This window comes from Aeromonas piscicola (assembly GCF_000820005.1).
GTDB classification, from domain to species: Bacteria; Pseudomonadota; Gammaproteobacteria; order Enterobacterales; family Aeromonadaceae; genus Aeromonas; species Aeromonas piscicola.
This window is the reverse complement of record NZ_CDBL01000034.1, coordinates 137909-156182: the sequence shown is the minus strand read 5'-3', so window position 1 is coordinate 156182 and position 18274 is coordinate 137909. Positions and strand designations below refer to the sequence as shown.

At 56.2% G+C, this 18274-nt stretch carries 17 protein-coding genes; 4 read left to right on the top strand and 13 right to left on the bottom strand.

The window, feature by feature from the left end; all coding sequences use genetic code 11:
- Positions 1-118 precede the first annotated feature (118 nt).
- Entirely contained in the window at positions 119-961 is an 843-nt protein-coding gene (locus tag BN1128_RS06595; protein WP_042867152.1) for a nucleoside-specific channel-forming Tsx family protein, read from the top strand.
- Positions 962-1093: 132 nt separating this feature from the next.
- Here the strand turns inward: BN1128_RS06595 and BN1128_RS06590 are convergent, their stop codons facing one another.
- Complete coding sequence (locus BN1128_RS06590; RefSeq protein ID WP_042867151.1) at positions 1094-1576, bottom strand: YajQ family cyclic di-GMP-binding protein; 483 nt, start codon at positions 1574-1576, stop codon at positions 1094-1096.
- A 201-nt stretch (positions 1577-1777) separates the two neighbouring features.
- Here BN1128_RS06590 and BN1128_RS06585 point away from each other — a divergent pair, with 201 nt between their 5' ends.
- Together BN1128_RS06585 and BN1128_RS06580 are read left to right on the top strand one after the other, a co-directional pair.
- Positions 1778-2710 carry a ketopantoate reductase family protein gene (locus tag BN1128_RS06585; RefSeq protein ID WP_042867150.1) on the top strand — a complete coding sequence of 311 codons (933 nt, stop codon included), beginning with the start codon at positions 1778-1780 and terminating at the stop codon, positions 2708-2710.
- Between the two features lie 35 nt (positions 2711-2745).
- Positions 2746-3321 (top strand): DJ-1 family glyoxalase III, encoded by a 576-nt coding sequence (locus tag BN1128_RS06580; RefSeq protein ID WP_042867148.1) that lies wholly within the window; start codon positions 2746-2748, stop codon positions 3319-3321.
- A gap of 109 nt (positions 3322-3430) precedes the next feature.
- Here BN1128_RS06580 and alsS read toward each other — a convergent pair whose 3' ends face one another.
- Together alsS and budA are read right to left on the bottom strand one after the other, a co-directional pair.
- A complete protein-coding gene (gene alsS, locus BN1128_RS06575; RefSeq protein ID WP_042867146.1) occupies positions 3431-5101 on the bottom strand; it encodes an acetolactate synthase AlsS in 1671 nt (556 codons plus the stop codon).
- 27 nt (positions 5102-5128) lie between these two features.
- Complete coding sequence (gene budA, locus BN1128_RS06570; RefSeq protein ID WP_005311953.1) at positions 5129-5908, bottom strand: acetolactate decarboxylase; 780 nt, start codon at positions 5906-5908, stop codon at positions 5129-5131.
- 109 nt (positions 5909-6017) lie between these two features.
- Here budA and BN1128_RS06565 point away from each other — a divergent pair, with 109 nt between their 5' ends.
- The gene (locus BN1128_RS06565; protein ID WP_042867144.1) at positions 6018-6965 is read left to right on the top strand and encodes a LysR family transcriptional regulator; all 948 of its coding nucleotides are present in this window, start codon (positions 6018-6020) and stop codon (positions 6963-6965) included.
- 191 nt (positions 6966-7156) lie between these two features.
- Here the strand turns inward: BN1128_RS06565 and BN1128_RS26160 are convergent, their stop codons facing one another.
- The 10 genes from BN1128_RS26160 to BN1128_RS06515 all read right to left on the bottom strand — a co-directional run bounded on the left by BN1128_RS26160 (position 7157) and on the right by BN1128_RS06515 (position 18194).
- Entirely contained in the window at positions 7157-7468 is a 312-nt protein-coding gene (locus tag BN1128_RS26160) for a hypothetical protein (protein ID WP_244464565.1), read from the bottom strand.
- A 1022-nt stretch (positions 7469-8490) separates the two neighbouring features.
- Complete coding sequence (locus tag BN1128_RS26155) at positions 8491-8937, bottom strand: hypothetical protein (protein WP_156140136.1); 447 nt, start codon at positions 8935-8937, stop codon at positions 8491-8493.
- 38 nt (positions 8938-8975) lie between these two features.
- Complete coding sequence (locus BN1128_RS06550) at positions 8976-9188, bottom strand: hypothetical protein (RefSeq protein WP_042867139.1); 213 nt, start codon at positions 9186-9188, stop codon at positions 8976-8978.
- Positions 9189-9338: 150 nt separating this feature from the next.
- Complete coding sequence (locus BN1128_RS24060) at positions 9339-10085, bottom strand: transporter permease (RefSeq protein WP_052445499.1); 747 nt, start codon at positions 10083-10085, stop codon at positions 9339-9341.
- Positions 10085-13267, bottom strand: a complete 3183-nt coding sequence (locus BN1128_RS06540) for a toxin VasX (RefSeq protein WP_042867137.1) — start codon at positions 13265-13267, stop codon at positions 10085-10087. The genes BN1128_RS24060 and BN1128_RS06540 overlap by 1 nt, the downstream gene beginning before the upstream one ends.
- Positions 13264-14133: a DUF4123 domain-containing protein gene (locus BN1128_RS06535; protein ID WP_042867135.1), complete on the bottom strand. Its 870-nt coding sequence runs from the start codon at positions 14131-14133 to the stop codon at positions 13264-13266. The genes BN1128_RS06540 and BN1128_RS06535 overlap by 4 nt, the downstream gene beginning before the upstream one ends.
- Positions 14133-16178 carry a type VI secretion system Vgr family protein gene (locus BN1128_RS06530; protein WP_042867134.1) on the bottom strand — a complete coding sequence of 682 codons (2046 nt, stop codon included), beginning with the start codon at positions 16176-16178 and terminating at the stop codon, positions 14133-14135. Before BN1128_RS06530 ends, BN1128_RS06535 begins: the two co-directional genes overlap by 1 nt.
- An 11-nt stretch (positions 16179-16189) precedes the next feature.
- Positions 16190-16483, bottom strand: coding sequence for a PAAR domain-containing protein (locus tag BN1128_RS06525; protein ID WP_042867132.1), 294 nt, complete (start codon positions 16481-16483; stop codon positions 16190-16192).
- A gap of 189 nt (positions 16484-16672) precedes the next feature.
- Positions 16673-17191, bottom strand: coding sequence for a type VI secretion system effector Hcp1 (hcp1, locus tag BN1128_RS06520; RefSeq protein ID WP_042867131.1), 519 nt, complete (start codon positions 17189-17191; stop codon positions 16673-16675).
- 232 nt (positions 17192-17423) lie between these two features.
- Positions 17424-18194: a LuxR family transcriptional regulator gene (locus BN1128_RS06515; RefSeq protein ID WP_042867129.1), complete on the bottom strand. Its 771-nt coding sequence runs from the start codon at positions 18192-18194 to the stop codon at positions 17424-17426.
- Positions 18195-18274 lie beyond the last annotated feature (80 nt).

Genomic DNA, 18274 nt, shown 5'->3' with positions numbered 1-18274 from the left:
CTTCCGAATAAAGTTCCCCGGCTCTTGTTTCTCCGATGAATTTATTTGGCTAGAATCCCTTCCGCTCCTTGTGGGCAGGCTACGGAAAACCTCAACTAACGCACAAGAGACCAATAAAATGGCCAAATTTACCAAGACTCTGATCGCTGCCGGTCTGCTGGCTGCTGCCGCCACCCCGGCCTTCGCTGCTGACTACAGCGGTGACATCCACAAGAACGATTACAAGTGGATGCAGTTCAACGTCATGCATACCATCGACCAACGTCCTTTCACCACTGGTGCAGAAGATTACAACGACACCTACTTCGAAATGGAATTTGGCGGTCGTTCCGGTCTGTTTGACCTGTACGGTTACGTCGATGTGTTCGACATCTTCGATTCCCGTCACAGCGACAAGCACAAGGGTCAGAACCTCTTCATGAAGTTTGCGCCGCGTATGTCTCTGGATGCGCTGACTGGTAAAGATCTCTCCTTCGGCCCGGTGCAAGAGGTGTACATCGCCTCCCTGAACAACATCGGCGACAACCAGATGGAAAACATGATCGGTCTGGGTGCTGACGTACAGGTGCCTTGGTTCGGTAAAGTCGGCATGAACCTGTATGCTCGTCATTCCACCGAGAACCAGTTCTTCACCGAAGAAGAAGGTGACTGGAACGGTTACTGGTTCGCCATGAACTGGTTCAAGCCTTTCTACACCTTCAGCAACGGCAGCTTCGTCTCCTACCAGGGTTACCTGGATTACGCATTCGACATGGATACCCACAACCGTGCCGACCGTACCAGCGACAACCTGGCGACCTTCCACGGTATCTACTGGCACTCTGACCGCTACGCAGTGGGTTATGGCCTGAAGTACTTCATGGATGCCTACGGCACCAAAGATGGCTCTACCGCCTACGACGGTACCCCCTGGAAGAGCTCTGGCTTCAGCCACTACTTCTCCGTTACCTACAAGTTCTAATAGAACGGGTAATGCGGATACAAAAAACCGGAGCAGCTGCTCCGGTTTTTTTATGGCTCTGTCATCGAACCTTTTACGGTTGCACCGCGTGGCGGTCGCACCAGGGGGAGGGCCGAACCCTCCCGCCCGTCATCAATCGCGGAAATTCTGGAACTGCATCGGCTGACCCAGCTCGGCACCACGTACCAGCGCCATGGCCTCCTGCAGATCGTCACGCTTCTTGCCTGTGACCCGCACTTCATCACCCTGAATGGCGACCTGCACCTTGATCTTGGAATCCTTGATCAGTTTCACCAGCTTCTTGGCGATCTCTTTCTCGATCCCCTGCTTGAACTTGACGTTCAGGTGGAAACGCTTGCCGGAGTGAACGCTGTCACCCACGTCCATTGAGCTGTTCTCGATGTTGCGCTTGAGCAGGGCTGCACGCAGGATCTCGACCATCTGCTTGAGCTGGAAGTCGGCATCGACCTCCAGCTTCACTTCTTCCTTGTTCAGCTCGAAGCTGGCTTCAACACCACGAAAATCGAAACGGGTCGCCAGTTCACGATTGGCGTTATCGACGGCGTTCAACACCTCGTTCATTTTGACTTCAGAGACAATATCGAATGACGGCATGTCAGGGCTCCTCATGTTGCGCTATAAGGGGGCAAATCTACCAGAAAACCGGCAAATTTGCTGATTTCGATGGGGTTGCTCTGCTAGAATCCCCTGCGCACAGGAATGGCGAGACCCGTTAGTGTCCGCCACGCGACATCTTCACTTATCCCCGGCGGGCGGTTGACCGGAATGCAACCCCTACCTTGATTGAGTCTCTCCATGCCAAGCGGATTACAAAGTTCCCGACTGCCCTCCTCCCCCCAATGGTCACTGCTGGGCTGCGGCGCCCTGGGTGGTGTCTTCGCCTCCTTGCTGACTCTAAGCGGTCAACCTACCCGCGTCTTGCTGCGCGATCGTCACCGTTCAACCCTGCACCCCGGGATCGACTTCACTTCGCTGGAGGGCCATACCCAGCTCATCAATATCGAACGTGGCTTCATCAGCCAGCCCGGCCAGATCAAGCGTCTGCTGGTGATGACCAAGGCCGGTCAGGTGGTGTCGGCCCTGACGCCGCTGGTGGGCAAGCTGGCAACGGGTGTGCCCATAGTGCTGCTGCACAACGGCATGGGCATAGCCGAGCAGGTGGTGCAGCTGTTCCCCCATAACCCTGTCATCGCGGGTGTCACCAGCCACGGCGCCATGCAAAGCGGCCACTTCGCGTTCCGCCATACCGGCAAGGGCGAGACCTGGCTCGGCCCGGTCAATGAGGCAGCCAAGGCTCATGCCGCCCTGGCGGACGATCTCGGTGCTGCCCTCGGTCAGGCCGGTTGGGATGAGCAGATCCTGGCTCGCCAGTGGCAAAAACTCGCCATCAACTGCGCCATCAATCCGCTGACCGCGCTCTATAAACTCAAGAATGGTGAACTGGCCGGTCCTCGCTTTGCCGATGTACTGCAGCAAATCTGCGTGGAAGTGGCAGACGTGATGCAGGCCGAAGGCCAGCCCACCAGCGGCGATGAGCTGTTGCGCCGCGCCATGACGGTGGTGGAGCTGACCGCCGACAATTACTCTTCCATGTACCAGGACATGGAGCAGAGCCGGGAGACCGAGATCGAGGCCATCACCGGCTTCCTGCTGGCCTGCGCCGCCAAACACGGCATAGCGGTGCCGGTCAATCAGGGCCTCTATCAGGCCATCAAAGAGAAGAGCTGAGCCCGCCGCGATGGCGGGTAACCAAGGAGTGCAGTATGAGCGTATTGGTATTGGTAGCACCGGGCTCGGAAGAGATCGAAACCGTCGCCATCGTCGACACCCTGGTGCGCGCCCGCATCGAGGTGCAGCTAGCCTCCTGCTGTCCGGCGGGTCTGCGCCAGATCCGCGCCTCCCGCGGGGTGCAGCTCATCGCAGATTGCCATATCGACGAGCTGACCAGCCGTGACTTCGAGGCCATCGTCGTGCCGGGCGGTTTGCCCGGTAGCGAGGCGATCCGCGATACGCCGCTCGCCATCAACCTGCTCAGGGAGCAGGCGGCACTCGGCCGCTGGCGGGCGGCCATTTGCGCCGCCCCCGCGGTGGTGCTGCAACATCATGAGCTGCTGAGGGATGCCAGCGTCACCTGTCATCCGGGCTTTCAAGCCAGCCTGCCCGCCGTACAGTTGAGTACTGCGCGGGTCGTGACGGATGAGGCTCATCGCCTGATCACCAGCCAGGGGCCTGGCACCGCCATCGAATTTGCCCTCGAAATCGTGCGGGTGCTGCGCGGGGACGACACCGCCCTCGCGGTCGCCGGCCCCATGGTGATGCCCCCTTCTGTCATGCCATGACCCCTGTTGCCATCGCGGATGCCCTCTCGTCATGACAGAGCGCCCCTTGCCAGCCGGCAAGGGGCGCTCTGCTATTGGCCGGGCGCAACTCGGGCTGCCCCCTTGATTGCTAGCTCAGCAACTCGGGCCTGAGCTGCTCCATCAGCAGGTGGTTGTCACTGTAATCCACCGGTATGGCCACCACGGCAGGCCCAACGACCGCCATGGCAGCGCGCAGGGTAGGCCGCAGATCCTCGGCACTGGTGACCGCAAACCCGGCCGCCCCGAAGGACTCGGCATAGGCCTTGAAGTTGATGGGCCCGAAGCTCACCCCCGAGCTGCGGCGGTACTTTTTCTCCTCCTGCATCGCCACCATGTTGTAGCCATTATCGACCCAGATGATGTGCACTATGTTGGATTTGAGCCGCACCGCCGTCTCCAGCTCCATGCTCGATTGCATGAAGCTGCCATCGCCGGAGACGGAGATGATCTTCTCCCCCGGCCTTACCATGGCCGCACCTATGGCCCAGGGCAGCGCCACCCCCATGGTCTGCTGACCGTTGGAGATGAGTACCTGGCGAGCCCGGAAGCTGTAGAGGTAGCGGGCAATCCAGATGTGGAAGCTGCCCATGTCCACGCACAGCGTCATGTCCTGCCCTATGATGTCCTGCAGCTCCTTGACGATACGCAGCGGATGGATGGGCATGCCCCCCAGATGCTGGGCATGCTGGGTCAGCTGATAGCGCTGGGTGCGGATCTCCTCGAGCAGGGTGGCGATGGCGGGATCCCGTGCCAGCGGCTTGTGCAACATCTTGGTCAAGCAATACAGATTGGCGCTGATGGAGCCCACCAGCTCAACCGCCGGGCAATAGCTGCTGTCGATCTCCGCCGGCAGGGCATCGATGTGCAGCAGTTGCCGCTCACCCGTGCCGTTCCACAGCACAGGGTCATATTCGATGGGGCTGTAACCTATGCAGATCACCAGATCCGCATCCTGCAGCAACCTGTCCCCCGGCTGGTTGTTGAACAACCCGACCCGACCGGCGAAGTCATCGAAATGGTGGGTATCCACCACACCGGCCGCCTGATAGGTGCCCGTCACCGGTAACCGGCTCTTGTCCAAAAAGGCGCGCACCGCGAGAGAGTTCTCGGGCCGGCTGGCCAACAGGCCGAGCAGCACCACCGGCTTGCGGGCCTGCGCCAGCAGGCTCAGCGCCCTGTCTATGCCTGCCTCATCGGCGGCGCCCGGTTCTGGTATGGCTCTGGGCACCAGGATGGCGCCATCGGTCGGCTCGTTGATGATGTCCATGGGCAGGCTGACGAAGGCGGCGCCGGGGCGACCCAGTTCGGCAGACCGAAAGGCATTGGCCATCACCTCTGAAAGGGCGGATCCGGTTCCCACCTGGGCGCTGAACTTGGTGACAGGGCGGCACAGGCTGACGGTGTCCAGGCTCTGGTGAGTGAGCTTGAGGCCATCGGCACGTCGCACCGCGCCACCCAGCGCCACCATGGCATCCCCTTCCGAGGTGGCGGTCGCGAGGCCTGTGATCAGGTTGGCGCAACCTGGGCCCGAGGTCACCAGCGCCACCCCGGCCTTGCCGGTCAGACGGCCCACGGCGGCGGCCATGAAGGCGGCGTTCGCCTCGTGGCGTACCACTATGGTGTCGATGGGGGAATCTTCCAGGGCATCGAATACCCGGTCGATCTTGGCCCCCGGAATACCGAATACCTGCTTGACGCCCTGCGCCTCCAGATGGCGTACGACCAGCTCGGCCCCACAGCTCCAGTGTTGATTTTCCATGAGAATAACTCCTTGTAAGCGAAGGGATTAGCCTTCGGCAGCGCGGATGGCGCGGTCCAGATCGGCGGGATTGAGGTCAGCCTGTTGAAAAGCAGGGTTGCGCGGCAGCTCTATGTTGAGATGCTGAACCACAGACAACTGCAACTGGCCGTGGCCCATGGCGTAATCGAGGATGTGACCACCGCCCTTGCGATCTTCGGTGATGAAATGTTCGTGATAGCCGGCCACATTGATCCCCTGCACGAAGGGCGGGCAGCGAAAGCCCACCAGGGTGCCGCGCCGCTGGCTGAACGAGAACAACGGCTGTGCCTCTATGGCCTCCAGCATGGGCTTGTAGGGAGGAGTCTGGCAGGGCACTGTGCGCACCTGGGCCTGCTCAAACAGACCATCGAGGCGAAAAGCGACGAAGACGTTGTCGGTGCCCACCAGCTGATCGATCCACTGGTGGATCTCGTCGCGGCTGAGGGGGTGATCGAAGCGACGCTCCAGACAGGGTCGAAAGTGAGTCATCACCGCAAACGGGGTTTTCTGCCCGGCCTGGGCCGGACGGGCCGAGCCATCGGCCTTGAGTTGATGGATCTGGCGCTCGAACGCAATCAGCTCGCCGTCGAGCCGGTTGAAGGTGCCAAGACCAAAGTCGCCGTGGCGCAGCAGATCGGCCATGGTGGTCTCGCCCTCATAGACGCCGGCCAGCAGGGCGCTCATCAAGGAGCTCTGATAGACCTCGCCACCACCCTGACGGGCTTGCCAGCGAGCAAACTGCTGGCTGATCTCGATGGCACAGTCACACTGTGTATGGGTTTCCATTTGGATTTAACCTCCAATCCTGTTAGGTTGGCAAATCAGGATTCAATAGTGACCAAGATCACACTTTGATACCAATATCCAAACCCATCAGCTTCGAGACGTACCAGATATGGAATTTCGTTACCTGCGCTACCTGGTAGCCGTGGCAGAGAAGCAGAGCTTTACCAAGGCGGCCGAGGCGCTGGGCATGGCCCAGCCGCCCCTCAGCCAGCAGATCCGCAAATTTGAACAAGAGGTGGGCACGCCGCTGTTTCACCGGCTGACCCGCAGTGTGGAGCTGACCGAGGCGGGGCTGAGCCTCTATCAGGATGCCAAGGGCATACTGTCGCAAACCGAGCAGGCCATGCAGAAGGCCCAGCGCATCGCCCGAGGTCAGCTCGGCTCCCTGCGCCTGGGCTTTGCCGGCTCCACTGTGCTGCACCCGAGTGTGCTGCGCCTGATCCACGACTTTCGCCAGGCCTGGCCAGAGGTGAGCCTGCATCCCATCGAGAACAGCATGCCCAATCTGGTGCGCGACCTGATGAGCGAGGAGCTGGATGCCGCCATCCTGCGCCTGCCGTGCAGCAGCAGCTCGGCGCTGACTCACCATCTCATCGATGAGGAGGAGATGCTGATCGCCCTCCCCCCGCACCACCCGCTGGCAAGCACGAGCGCCATCGCCATCGAGGCTCTGGCGGCAGACCCTTTCATCCTGTTCCCGCGCGAACTGGGGCCGGGCCTGCACGATGCCATCACCCAACGCTGCCAGCGGGCCGGTTTCAGCCCTCGGCTCGGCAGCCAGAGCCCGCAGGTGATCTCCACCGTCGGCATGGTGCAGGCCGGTTTCGGGGTTGCCATCATCCCGCGATCGGTGAGCGAGCTGCACCCCCACGGCGTCAGCTATCACCCCATCGCCGATGAACCGCTCACCACCCGCATCAGCCTCGCCACCCGCCGCCATCCCCGCCAGAAGAGCCTGCAGCACCTGATAGGGTTGATCCCGCGCCAATTATCACCAGAAGAAGGCAGAGTGAGTCTTGTAGATAAGGGGGATATCGCTAAAAGCGGAAAAGATTGAACTGAGTGACACGATGAAACGCCGAGTATTCGGCCAACGCTGAGAGCAGATCGCACCACAGTCAAGCTGGTATCCGATTTATTGATCCGCATCTCGAAGCAAGTACGTTCATCTTCCACTGACTAATTTATAGATAGCTTGTCCCAGATTGATTGCTATAGCGGTCATATGCAAGTAGTTAGCGACTTACGTTACGCGGCCGGATGACCTTTTATATTTTTTATCTCGACGCATCTAATCTGATCTTTAATCATTTCAACAACCTGTTCAAAATCCTCAGGTTTACAATATAAATTGTCGCTATATGATATTTTAAAGGGGTTTGATTCAAATCTAAGCGCCTTTTTTCCATTAGAAATAGAAAGCGTGTAGGTCAAGTCTTTTTTAAACATTGTTTCATGCTCTGATACTTCACTTTTAAAGCCAGTGAAAAATACCGCAAAGAGCGCCATGCCACCTGCACCAGCTAGCACCAATGGCCCCAATACGGCAACAGCTATCACACATACAACCACGCCAAGCCAAACAACGAACTATGGTATAGGCTATTTCAGGAATAGCATCATAATATGTGACGACTACCCCCTGCGTGGTTAGCCGATAATGGTAGTTTTTATCCGCCATCACCAAATAACGAAGATAAGGTGTCATTAGAATAGTGATGCCCAACATAAAATAAAAAGCACTCCAATCTTCACCAGCTGTTAATAACAAATACCCTCCCCCAATAAACAGTATCGAGAAGAGGCTAACCAACATGATGATAATCCAAGCCAATGGTGTGGGAACCCTGACATCCCATTCATGAAGCATCGGAGCTTCACGCACTTTTTTTGATTAGCATCGATAATGCGTTGTTGTTCTTCCTGCGATAATAGACGAAAAGGAATCTCCTGCTCGCTCACCTCTATAACCTCGTTCGCCTTGTCCATTATTTGTTTCCCTGCTTGCCGACCATCTGCACAGGCATGGCACCCAACCCTCCTGAGCTTGTCTCTGATGTGATGGGGCCTCTACTGTTGCTGCTGCCCTTGAAATTAAATTTTCGCTGTATCACGCCCCTCAGATACCCAGCTCCAGCTTGATGGCCGAACTGGTATCGAACTCAAGGGCAGGGCGGCTTTCCCCTGATGAATTAAAATAGCGTTTTCATTACAAAAAGATTGATGACCTGCACTATTAAGCAGTGCAGATCAATTAGATCATGAGGCTTTTGGTTAGATGCCGGGATGACCTTTTATAGGTTTCACATCCTCAACAAATATTTGTGATTTTATTAAAGTAGTAATCTGATCCATATCCTCAACTCTACAAAAAAGGGTACGACTGAATGCAGACTTAAACGGTACAGATTCAAATCGCAAGGCTCTATGCCTTGTCGAGATGATAAGGATATGTGGCCACTCCTTGTTAAATAAAGTGAATTCCTCACAAACCTCATGCTTAAAACCAGTACAAAACGCAGCAAATAGCGCCATAGCACCGGCACCAACCAGTGCTAGCGGCCCTAATATGGCAACAGCTATCACACATACCATGACAGCCAACCAAGCCAAGCCACGCCAAGCCACGCCAAGCCACGCCAAGCCAAGCCAAGCCAAGCCAAGCCAAGCCAAGCCAAGCCACGAACTATGGTATAGGCCACCTCAGAAATAGTATCCTGATACGTCGCGATAATGCCTTCTGTAGTTAGTCGATAATGGTAGTTTTTATCTGCCATTACTAAATAGTGAAAGTAAGGAGCCATGGCTGTACACACGCCAAATACAATATAAACGCCATTCCAATCATTATCTCCAGCTAATAGCCCCCCCACTCCGAAAAATAGCGTCATAAACAAAATCATCATTAATATCATTGGCCAAGCAAATACTGTTGGCACTCGGATATTCCACTCATGGAGCGTAGAGGCTTCACGCACCATTTTTCGATTGGCAGCGATTATACGTTGCTGCTCTTCTTGTGGTAACAAATGAAAAGGGGGTCTCCTGCTCGCTTGCTTCAGCTATTTCATTCACCTTGTTCATTTTTATTCCATTTATTGCCAACTACCAGAGCAAGCATATTGTTCAGCTCACCACTGCTGGTATCCAATGTGATGGGGCCGTTACTATTGCCGCTGCCCTTGAAGACAAATTGCCGCTGCACCATACCGCCCAGATAACCCAGTTCTAGTTTGATGGCCGAATTGGTATCGACCCCCAGCGGCAGGGTATAGACCAATTAATCCCAGCGTCCTCGTTGTGTTTCCAGCGTCTTGGGCTGCATAGCGGCCTGATAGCGAGCCAGCTCATGTTCCGGAGCAGTTAGCTGGCTGTTTACGACATGTTGGTTGCCATAATAGTAATTTGTACAAGTAGTTAGCGAATTACGTTATGCTCTCGGGTGACCCTTTATATACTTTATCTCGACACATCTAATTTGTGACTTTATTAATTCGATAACCTTTTTAAAATCTGTATGATTGCAATATACATTGTCGCTATATGATATTTTAAAAGGTGTCGATTCGAATCTCAGCGCATTTTTTTTAGTGGAAATAAGCAACATATAATCCCAATCTTTTTTAAACATGGTCTCATGTTCTGACACTTCGCGTTTAAAGTTAGTAAAAAATATCGCAAAAATGGCCATCCCACCGGCACCGACCAAGGCTAATGGCCCCAACACGGAAACGGCCATCACACATATTGCCATTGCCAACCAAGCAAGACCACGCACTATGGTGTAGGCCATTTCCGGAATAGCCTCCTGATATGTAACAATTAAACCTTCTGTTGTTAGTCGGTAATGGTAATTTTTATCCGCCATAACTAAATAACGTAAATAAAATATCATTACGATGGAAACACCAAGCGCTATATAAAAAAAACTCCAGTCATTACCACCTGTTGAATATACACTCCCGCCACCAAAGAGAAGCATCATAGAACCGACTACTATTGATATCATTACCCAAGCATACGCCTCTGGCACTCGGGTATCCCATTCGTGGAGTGTCGGTGCCTCACGCACCCTTTTTTGATTGGCATCGATAATGCGTTGTTGCTCTTCCTGCGGTAGCTGATGGAAAGGCGTCTCCTGCTCGCTCACCTCTATTACCTCGTTCGCCTTGTCCATTATTTACTCCCTTGCTTGCCGACCACCAGCGCAGGCATAGTACTCAACCCGCCTGAGCTTGTCTCCAATGTGACAGGGCCACCACTATTGCTGCTGCCCTTGAAAAGAAATTCTCGCTGTATCATGCCACCCAGATAACCCAGCTCCAGTTTGATGGCCGAATTGGTATCGACACCCAGCGGCAGGGTATAGACCAGCTCATCCCAGCGCCCGCATTGTGTTTCTATCACCTTGGGTTTCATCGCAGCCAGATAGGTGGCAAGTGCCTCTGGGGGTTGCGCAGGCACCATCTGCCCAGCCTTGGCCAAAGGTTGACTGATAACGCTCAGTCCTATGGTCTGCTCTCGTAAGTGGGCTGGCAACGAGAGTTGCAACTGCCACTGGGGGCGACCAGTGTCCATCCAGCCCTGAGGCCTAGAGCGAACCACAGTCAAGCTGGCCCCTGGCTTATTGACCAGCATTTCAAAGCGAGCCAGTTCGTCGTCCTCAGACCAGTTGGCAGGCTGCTTGCCCCAGGTGGATTGCAGCAACCACTTTTCCAAATCCGAACGCTTAAAAAGATTGAGCAACACGGTCAACACCAGATAGGCAGCACCCAGCACAAAGAACCCCACACCCATCCAGGTTGCACAGATGGCAGCAATGGATGAACTTCCGAACAACGCATTACCACTTAAGTACACAAACTGGGTGAAAAAGATTCCCCACTGTCCTGCCAACACGCCCATTTTCATCTGTAAGAGCGTCTTTTCTATGTCACTTATCAGTGGATCTTGGCTTGCTTGCAAAGTGTCCCAAAACTCTGCTCCTGCCGCCGCCATACCTAGGCTAGACAAGGCCAGCATACGCAGTGAGAAGGTTTTTACCAACGCGGCATGATCACCTTCTTTAATCGCTTCTTTGATCGAGATTGATGTCAGGGCCCTCTTACCTCCATCGGCAGTGAGTGGCTTTAACTGCCCCCACGCAGCCCCCTGATAGAGAGCAGCTATAGCATTGCCCGTCCAAGCGAAGGCCGAGCCCAGCTGCATATTTGCCCGTCCCCGACCGATGGACTGGGCGTTTTGCGCCGTCCCTGCAATGACTACAGTCAAATTCCAGAGGTTGAGCAGTGCTACCAGCCCACCAAAAGACGCTAGGTTGGGTACTCTCTCATTCATGGCAGTGATCCCCTTGCTCACCCCAGTACGCACGCTCGCAAGATAGTCACCGATATATTGCCTGGCCTGCTGCTGGTAGAGATCACCCTTGAGTTTGACCAGCATAGGCATCTCACTGGCTATCAAGGCATCCAACTTTTGCTGCAGGGTTTTGAGCTGGCTATTGATGGCCTTCACCGTGGTGTTGCGCCCAGGAGGGGGTGAACTGATAGCCGACATCTCTTTGGCAATGGACCAGACCCTCTGCTGGAAACTTTTTTCGAGCATCCGGTAACCACTGTTGACCTGCAGCGGTTTATCGCTGAGCAGTGACTCCAGCAGTACCAACCTCAGGTTGCCTGCCAGGCTGTTCTTCCAGGCATGGGGCAAGATGGCAGCCATGATTTGGGCGTGGGCCCCCTTGGCCAGGGATTTTCCCGCCGCCTTCATGGCGTCAATCACAGCTTCGACAGTCTGGAACCAGGGTTTCTGCTTGAGCTTCTCATCCCCCAGTAGCGCTTCCAGTTCACCAATGCGGCTAAAGAAGGCCGTCATGTCGCCGGACGAGGTGCTGAGCCAGGCATTGTCTACCGTCTGTTCGCTCAGCCCCTTGTACAGCGCAATATCAAAACCATAAGGGGCCAGCGCCAGCAAGTTGTCACGGCTCTTTTCGCCAAGCCGTTTTTCCAGCGCTTTCTTCCTGGCTTCAGTGCTGCAACTGAGCGAGAGTGCCTGCCCAGCCTCGGCAAACAGGAGCTGCAGATAGGCCTGCCCCTTGGCAGTTCTGTTGTCCAGACCAAAGGGCAGCGGATCGGCCTTGAGGCGGGTCACGCCATTGAACAAGTCCTCATGGGCCCGACTCAGCGCCAGTTCGAGCTCATTGAGTGGCACCTGATACTGCTTGATAAAGGCATTGAGCCCAGTCCAATTGACCTCATCCTGGAAGGCGGCGCGCTCTTTCCACTGACTTACCTGCTTATGGGATGGGTTGAAACCATATTGTTCCCGCAAGATTTTCAGCTTGGCATCGGCTCTTTTCGCCATGGGGGAGTCGAACCTCACCATGCCTGGCTCTGCCGTCATCTTCTCCGTGTCGGCGAGATAGCGATCCCCCAGGTAATCATCCAGCGCCTCTTCAAACGCCTGGGTCCTAGCCACATTGCCCCTGACGGAGGCAGGCAAGTCTTTCTCATCGAGTCGCACCCTGGCCAGATTGCGCGTCACCTCGGCCATCATCAGCTTGTGCGTGTTTGCCTTGCGCAGTTTCTCATCCTTGCCCATCAAGGCTTCCCGTTTGGCCAGCAGTTGATTGACCTTCATGGTAAGGTCGGCAAGCGAGGCTAGCGGATCCTCCAGAGCGACCACCATGGCACTTTGGGGATCTGGCATTCCCGCCTTGTAGGCGGCTGGTGAACCCGCAGCCTTGTGTGCCAACAGTTTGATCCCTTGCTTATCCTCTTCGGCTGGCTTGGCAAGGGGGGTACAAGATAGAACGAACCCCTGATTCGGCAGACCCAAATCTGCAACCTTGTCGAGCGAATCGGGCAGGCCGCAATGGGGGGCCTTCATGGTGCTGGCGAAGCTGCCCAGCTTGACTTGTCGCATCCAGGCACTGCGCAAACCACTGCTCTTTTGCATCTCTTTTTTGATGCGTCCGGTCCAACGCTGTGGAGAATAAATGAGGGAGAGTGTGTGGCTCGCCGGATAAAGCAGATGACCCTTGCTCCCCTTGCTCTGACTGATGAAGGTCGCGCCCTTTATTTCATATTCATCGAACGTCTTGGCCTTTTCGTCATAAACATAGAGCCAACCATCACGCAGCTGCCGCAAGGCATAGCCGCTCTCTTTGAACTTGAGCGGTGCCACAAAGCCAGCACCTGCTGGTAATGGATGAGGCTGCTTCTGCGGTGGAGCAAAAGGCTCATCGAGGGCGTAGCGGACCGGTACTATGGCAATGTTCTTGTTCTTGAGTGGACACACGCCAGCCGGGTTCTTGCTGTTGTTGGGACTTGCACACTGGGCGGCTTTATTGGGCGTATTCATGCGTCTTGATCCTTTTTGCTCAATGCTTCCGCCAGCTCAGCGGCTTGCTCAATACGTTGCGAGGGAGTTTGTGCCGAAGGCTGAGTGATCAACGCCTTGATGCGGGGATATTCATCCTGCTCACACCAGCCACTGCCGAGGTAGCCAAGCACATTGAAAAACAGCAGCAAATCCCGTTCACTCTCGAATCCCTTGCCATAAGCCCATTCGGCCCAATAGGTAATCCATGCAACAGGCTCAATTTGTTCCTGCAAACGAACCGGGAACCAATTGCCCATGTGTTGCCGGATCACATCAAGGGTGTGCAGCCAGCTGACTTCCCCCAAGCGAGCCCACTGCGCATCCGAGAGTCTGAACCGTTTGCCAACCGGCTTCCCCAGCTCAGGTGACGCTCTCTTGTGCCACCACACTTGCTGGTTGGCTTGTCGCACCGGGATCCAGACCTGACTCATCCCCAACCAGAGCCAGGGTTCATCATCTATGAACAACCGCCACATGCTTTCCGGCATGGCCAGCTTGAACAGGATCCGGCTGCCATAGGGGCTTTCAACTTCGATCAACGCCCTTAATCGTTCGGCCAGAGACAACAAGGCAAGCCGGGACGATAGCAGGTAACCCCATGATGGTTCACGGTTTTGTATGAACCAGTCCAGCAGCTTTGGCGTCGCGCACACCAGACAGGGGCTCACCTCTCGCAGGCTGTCCCAAGGTGCATAAAGATAAATGGGCTGATAAGCGGGAGCATCATCCTGTTCGAACAAGACCCGCTCCAATTCAGCAATACGAGCACCATCAAGCAACAGATAGAGTTGTTCACCACTGACCAGCTCAATATCGGGAACGGATGCGATGGAGGTAGCAGGCATCAACTGCCCCCTTCATGCCAGGCCAACTGCTCACAAATTTCACACACAGGCTCGGCTGATTTTAGCGTCGCAATCTGACGCGCCGGCTCCATGGGAGGCGGTGGAGCAACCACTTCAACCTCGCTGGGCTGGACGGGCATCTGCCCACCCCAGCCGGCACCTGATCCTGGGCCGCCACCCGAGTTCATCTTGATGGAGCCGCCGCTGAGGGTGACACCGCTCGGGTCTATCTTGACGAAGCTGCCACCCACTTTCAGGGTCAGCTCGGAGCCCGCTTCCATCACGATTTTCATGCCCGCCTTGTGATGCACTTCGCTACCCGCCTCAACCAAGAGGGACTGGCCCAGCTTCTGGTGCAGGCTGGCATCAACGGTGAGGGAATAATCTGCCTTGACCTGGTCGCGCTTCTCCCCCTCCACCGTTAGGTGGTCGTTGGCCTTGATGCGAGTCACCCGCTCGTTGTCGATGTCGGTGTGCTGGTCGTGCTTGATATGCCAGGCCGCATCGTTTTCGATGAGCACGTTTAGGTCTTTCTGACCGTGGATATAAATCTCTTCCTGACCGGCCTGGTCTTCAAAGCGCAGCTCGTTGAAGCCTTCACCCTGGTGGGTTTCGGTGCGCAGCACGGTACGGGTCTTGTTGGCCGGCAACTCATAGGGTGGTCGGTTGGTGGCATGGAAGGTACGACCGGTGACAATCGGTTGGTCCGGGTCCCCTTCCAGAAATGAGACGATAACTTCATGGCCGATGCGCGGGATGGCCATCATGCCGTATTGGCCGCCGGCCCAGCCTTGAGATACGCGTACCCAGCAGGAGCTCTGGTCGTTGGAGCTGCCGTAGCGGTCCCACGGGAATTGCAGTTTTACCCGGCCATGCTCGTCGCAGTAAATCTCTTCCCCCTCGGGGCCCACCACTATCGCGATTTGCGGGCCATCCACCATGGGCTTGTAAGGTGCCTGTGGGCTGCCGATGCGCGCCCGCCAGCTGGTGCTGGCTTTGACCACATCAAACTCGTTGTGGTAGACGGTGGGGCCACTGCCCCCCTCCTCTTCCAGCGCCTGCGGCTGCAAGCCGGTGTGGCTGATACGCACGATTTGCCAGTCGGTGTTGAGGCTGCCGTTCGGGTGCTCGGTCAGCGAGAAATACTGGCCCGGCAGCAGGGCCGCGCTGTTGGACTTGCCGCTGCCTGCCACAGCATCGTTGCGCAGCGCATCGAGTCTGTGCTGGGCAAATGCCTTGCCGCTGCCGTCCTGCTTGTAGCGACCCGGGAAATCGAAGTGCTGATAGGTATCGCGCTGGTGCTCCAGCTCGCTCCCCTGCTTCTTGTGGGAGAGGCCGTAGGCCGGGGTCTTGAAGCTGTAGTCTTTGAGCTCCACATCCGAGGGACGTACCGCCTCGCGGTAGTGGAACTGGCGCACATAGGGGCCCTGCTCCAGCGAACGGTTGCCGAGGTTGAAGAACAGCTCAGGGCCAGCGGTCAGGGCCGCCGCGTCGTCGGCAAACACGATGCGGTGTTTGCCCGCGTCGAATTCATGGAAGTAGAACAGCCCCTCTTCGGCGGCAAGCCGGTTGACGAACGCAAGGTCGGTTTCGCGATACTGGACGCAGTATTCCCGCTGGGCATGCTCATTCTTGAGCGCGAAGGCGTAGTCGGTGATGCCGTGCTCTTGCAGCAGGATGGAGAGGATTTCGTCAGGCTTTTGCGCCTGGAAGATGCGGGAATTGTGACGAAGCGAAAGCCGCCACAGCGCCGGCTGCACCTGCAGCTGATAACGAGTACGGCGAAAACCGCTGTCCCCTTGCGCAAAATCACTCACAACCCCGCACACCCGGCGCTGCAACTCGCCGTTGTACCACACCAGCAGTTCGCACGGCTGGTCCAGCACGGCGCCGAAGTCGACGTCGGGCTCTGGGCTCGCCAATTCCAAGCGCAGCTGGAAAGGTCCGTTCAGCGCCTCTTCCAACGCAAACTCGGCCACCACGAAGGTGCTCTCGGGCAGCGCCCCCACCTTGACGGTAAATTGTAATCCTGTGCTGTCTGCCATAACGCTGTTCCTTATCCTGCCTGTCCGTTGCCCGAGCCAATCGCAACACCACCGCAACCGGTGCCGGTCATGGCGATGGGTTTGCCACAGCGCCGTAAAGAGCACAACACGGAGCCAATGCCCTCCGAGATGCTGCGCGGATGGGGAGGATTGTTGGGTTTGACGTGAGGGGCCAGCGGATCACCCTGCCGGGCCACCGGTTTGCCATCGAGAAAGACGTCCGGGCTCTCGGCAATCACGGGGGATGGGTGAAGCCCATGGCGCTCGGTGCCGATCTCACCGGGCAACGCAATAGTGGGACACATCACGACTGACCTCTGTTGTGCTTTGCAATAAGGTCGATGCCTTCAGCCATATGGCAAAACACAAAAGCTCCGACCACGTCCAGACGAACAGGCCGGAGAAAGCTTGCACGGGCCTGGCGACCACTGACACTGTGAACGCCAGAACCCTGGGGTACATTACAAGGAATAACGTCAATAAGGACTCGAGGCTTAGGCCTCGATAGGTGCACGCCAGTCGTCAGAGCCGGAGGTACCTGCCACTGTGTGTTCCCAGTCAATCTTGCGATACGCCAGAGAGACCTGGATCAGCTGGGTGAAGTCAGACTTCGCCGGATCCTGGCAATGGGGCATCTGGCAGTCGATGTCGACTATGGTGGAGTCAGTCAGCACTGTGGAAAAGAAGTGCTCCTGTTTGCCTTCGACCGAGGTGCGATACCACTTCAGGGTCACTTTGGGCAGCATCTCGCCGGAGGCCAAGGAGTTGTACATCAGCGGCACGGCCTTGTTCAGGGCGACGGTGAACTTGAACGGCTTGTGGACGCGCTGGCCGGCAGGCTGACCGGATTGCGGATCGGTCGGCACTGTGACGACGTGTTGGAACTCTTGCACCAGCATCTCGTCTTCGTGGCCCTGCACGAAGATGTTGCCGACGGAGTCGGAGGTGAAGGCACCGGCGGTGATATTGCCCTGGGTTTTACCTTCGATGCTGATATAACATGGAGTTGGCATGTGTATGCTCCTGATGGGTTGGTTAAATGAGATAGCACTCGACCAAACCATTAGCAGTGACCATGCCACTCTTTTTAACCCTTATATTTCAGCACCTTAAATAAAACGCCCAACCAAACCTCACTCATGCAGCGCAATAAGTTGTGCATTATCGCTCTTTACACCATAAATAGTTGCCCACTCAGTCGAATATTTTGCAGATCGCGCAACTACTTGCTCAATACCAATGAAATCACTGCTTCTCATCCACATTGGCAACCAGCGCCATCTCCACATTCAACCTGACCATCCCCTGCTTCAGAGCCCATGAGATGGCCTGACTCTTGCTGCTGGCCCCCAGCTTGCTCACCACATTGTTCAGGTGAAATGTCACGGTACGAGGGGTGATCCCCAATATCTGGGCAATATCGCTCACCTGCTTTCCCTCCGCAGCCCAGCGGCACACCTCCAGCTCCCGCAGACTCAGTGCATCGTGGGGCGACAGACCGGCTAGGCAGACCCGGGCCACCGCCTCGAAAATGTGCATGGAGAGCCAGCTGAGAAAAGGCACAGCAGAGAGCCACTGCGCCCTGGTGCGAGGTTCACTGGTAATAAAGGAGAGCAGGCCCACATGACCGTTGGCTCCGTGCCAGGGAAACGTCACGCCATCGCGAATGCCGTATTCGCTGGCCAGTTGCATCACCTCCCGGCCCTGCTCATCGCAATCCTCGTCATCGCGCAGCACATCGGCCCACAGAATGGGGGTGCTCTGAGTCATGCCGCGTTTGACGATGGGATCGATGGCAAAGAAGCGGCTGCTGGTATAGGTATCCACCCAGGCTTGCGGGCAACCGTTGAAGATTATGACGTCGGGACGTTGAATGGTGCTGGGGAAAATCAGACCGAGCCTGAAATGATCGAATCCCATGCGCTCGGTCAGTTCACGCAACAGGGTCACTATGGTGCACTCATCTGCCGCCGTCTCAAACTGGGCTATGAGATCCAGCGCATGCAGGGTGTTCATCTCTAGGGTATGGGTATTGTGCACAAGGTCGGCTAGCCAAACATGGAAACATGCCGCATGTTAACAAGCGTCAATAGATG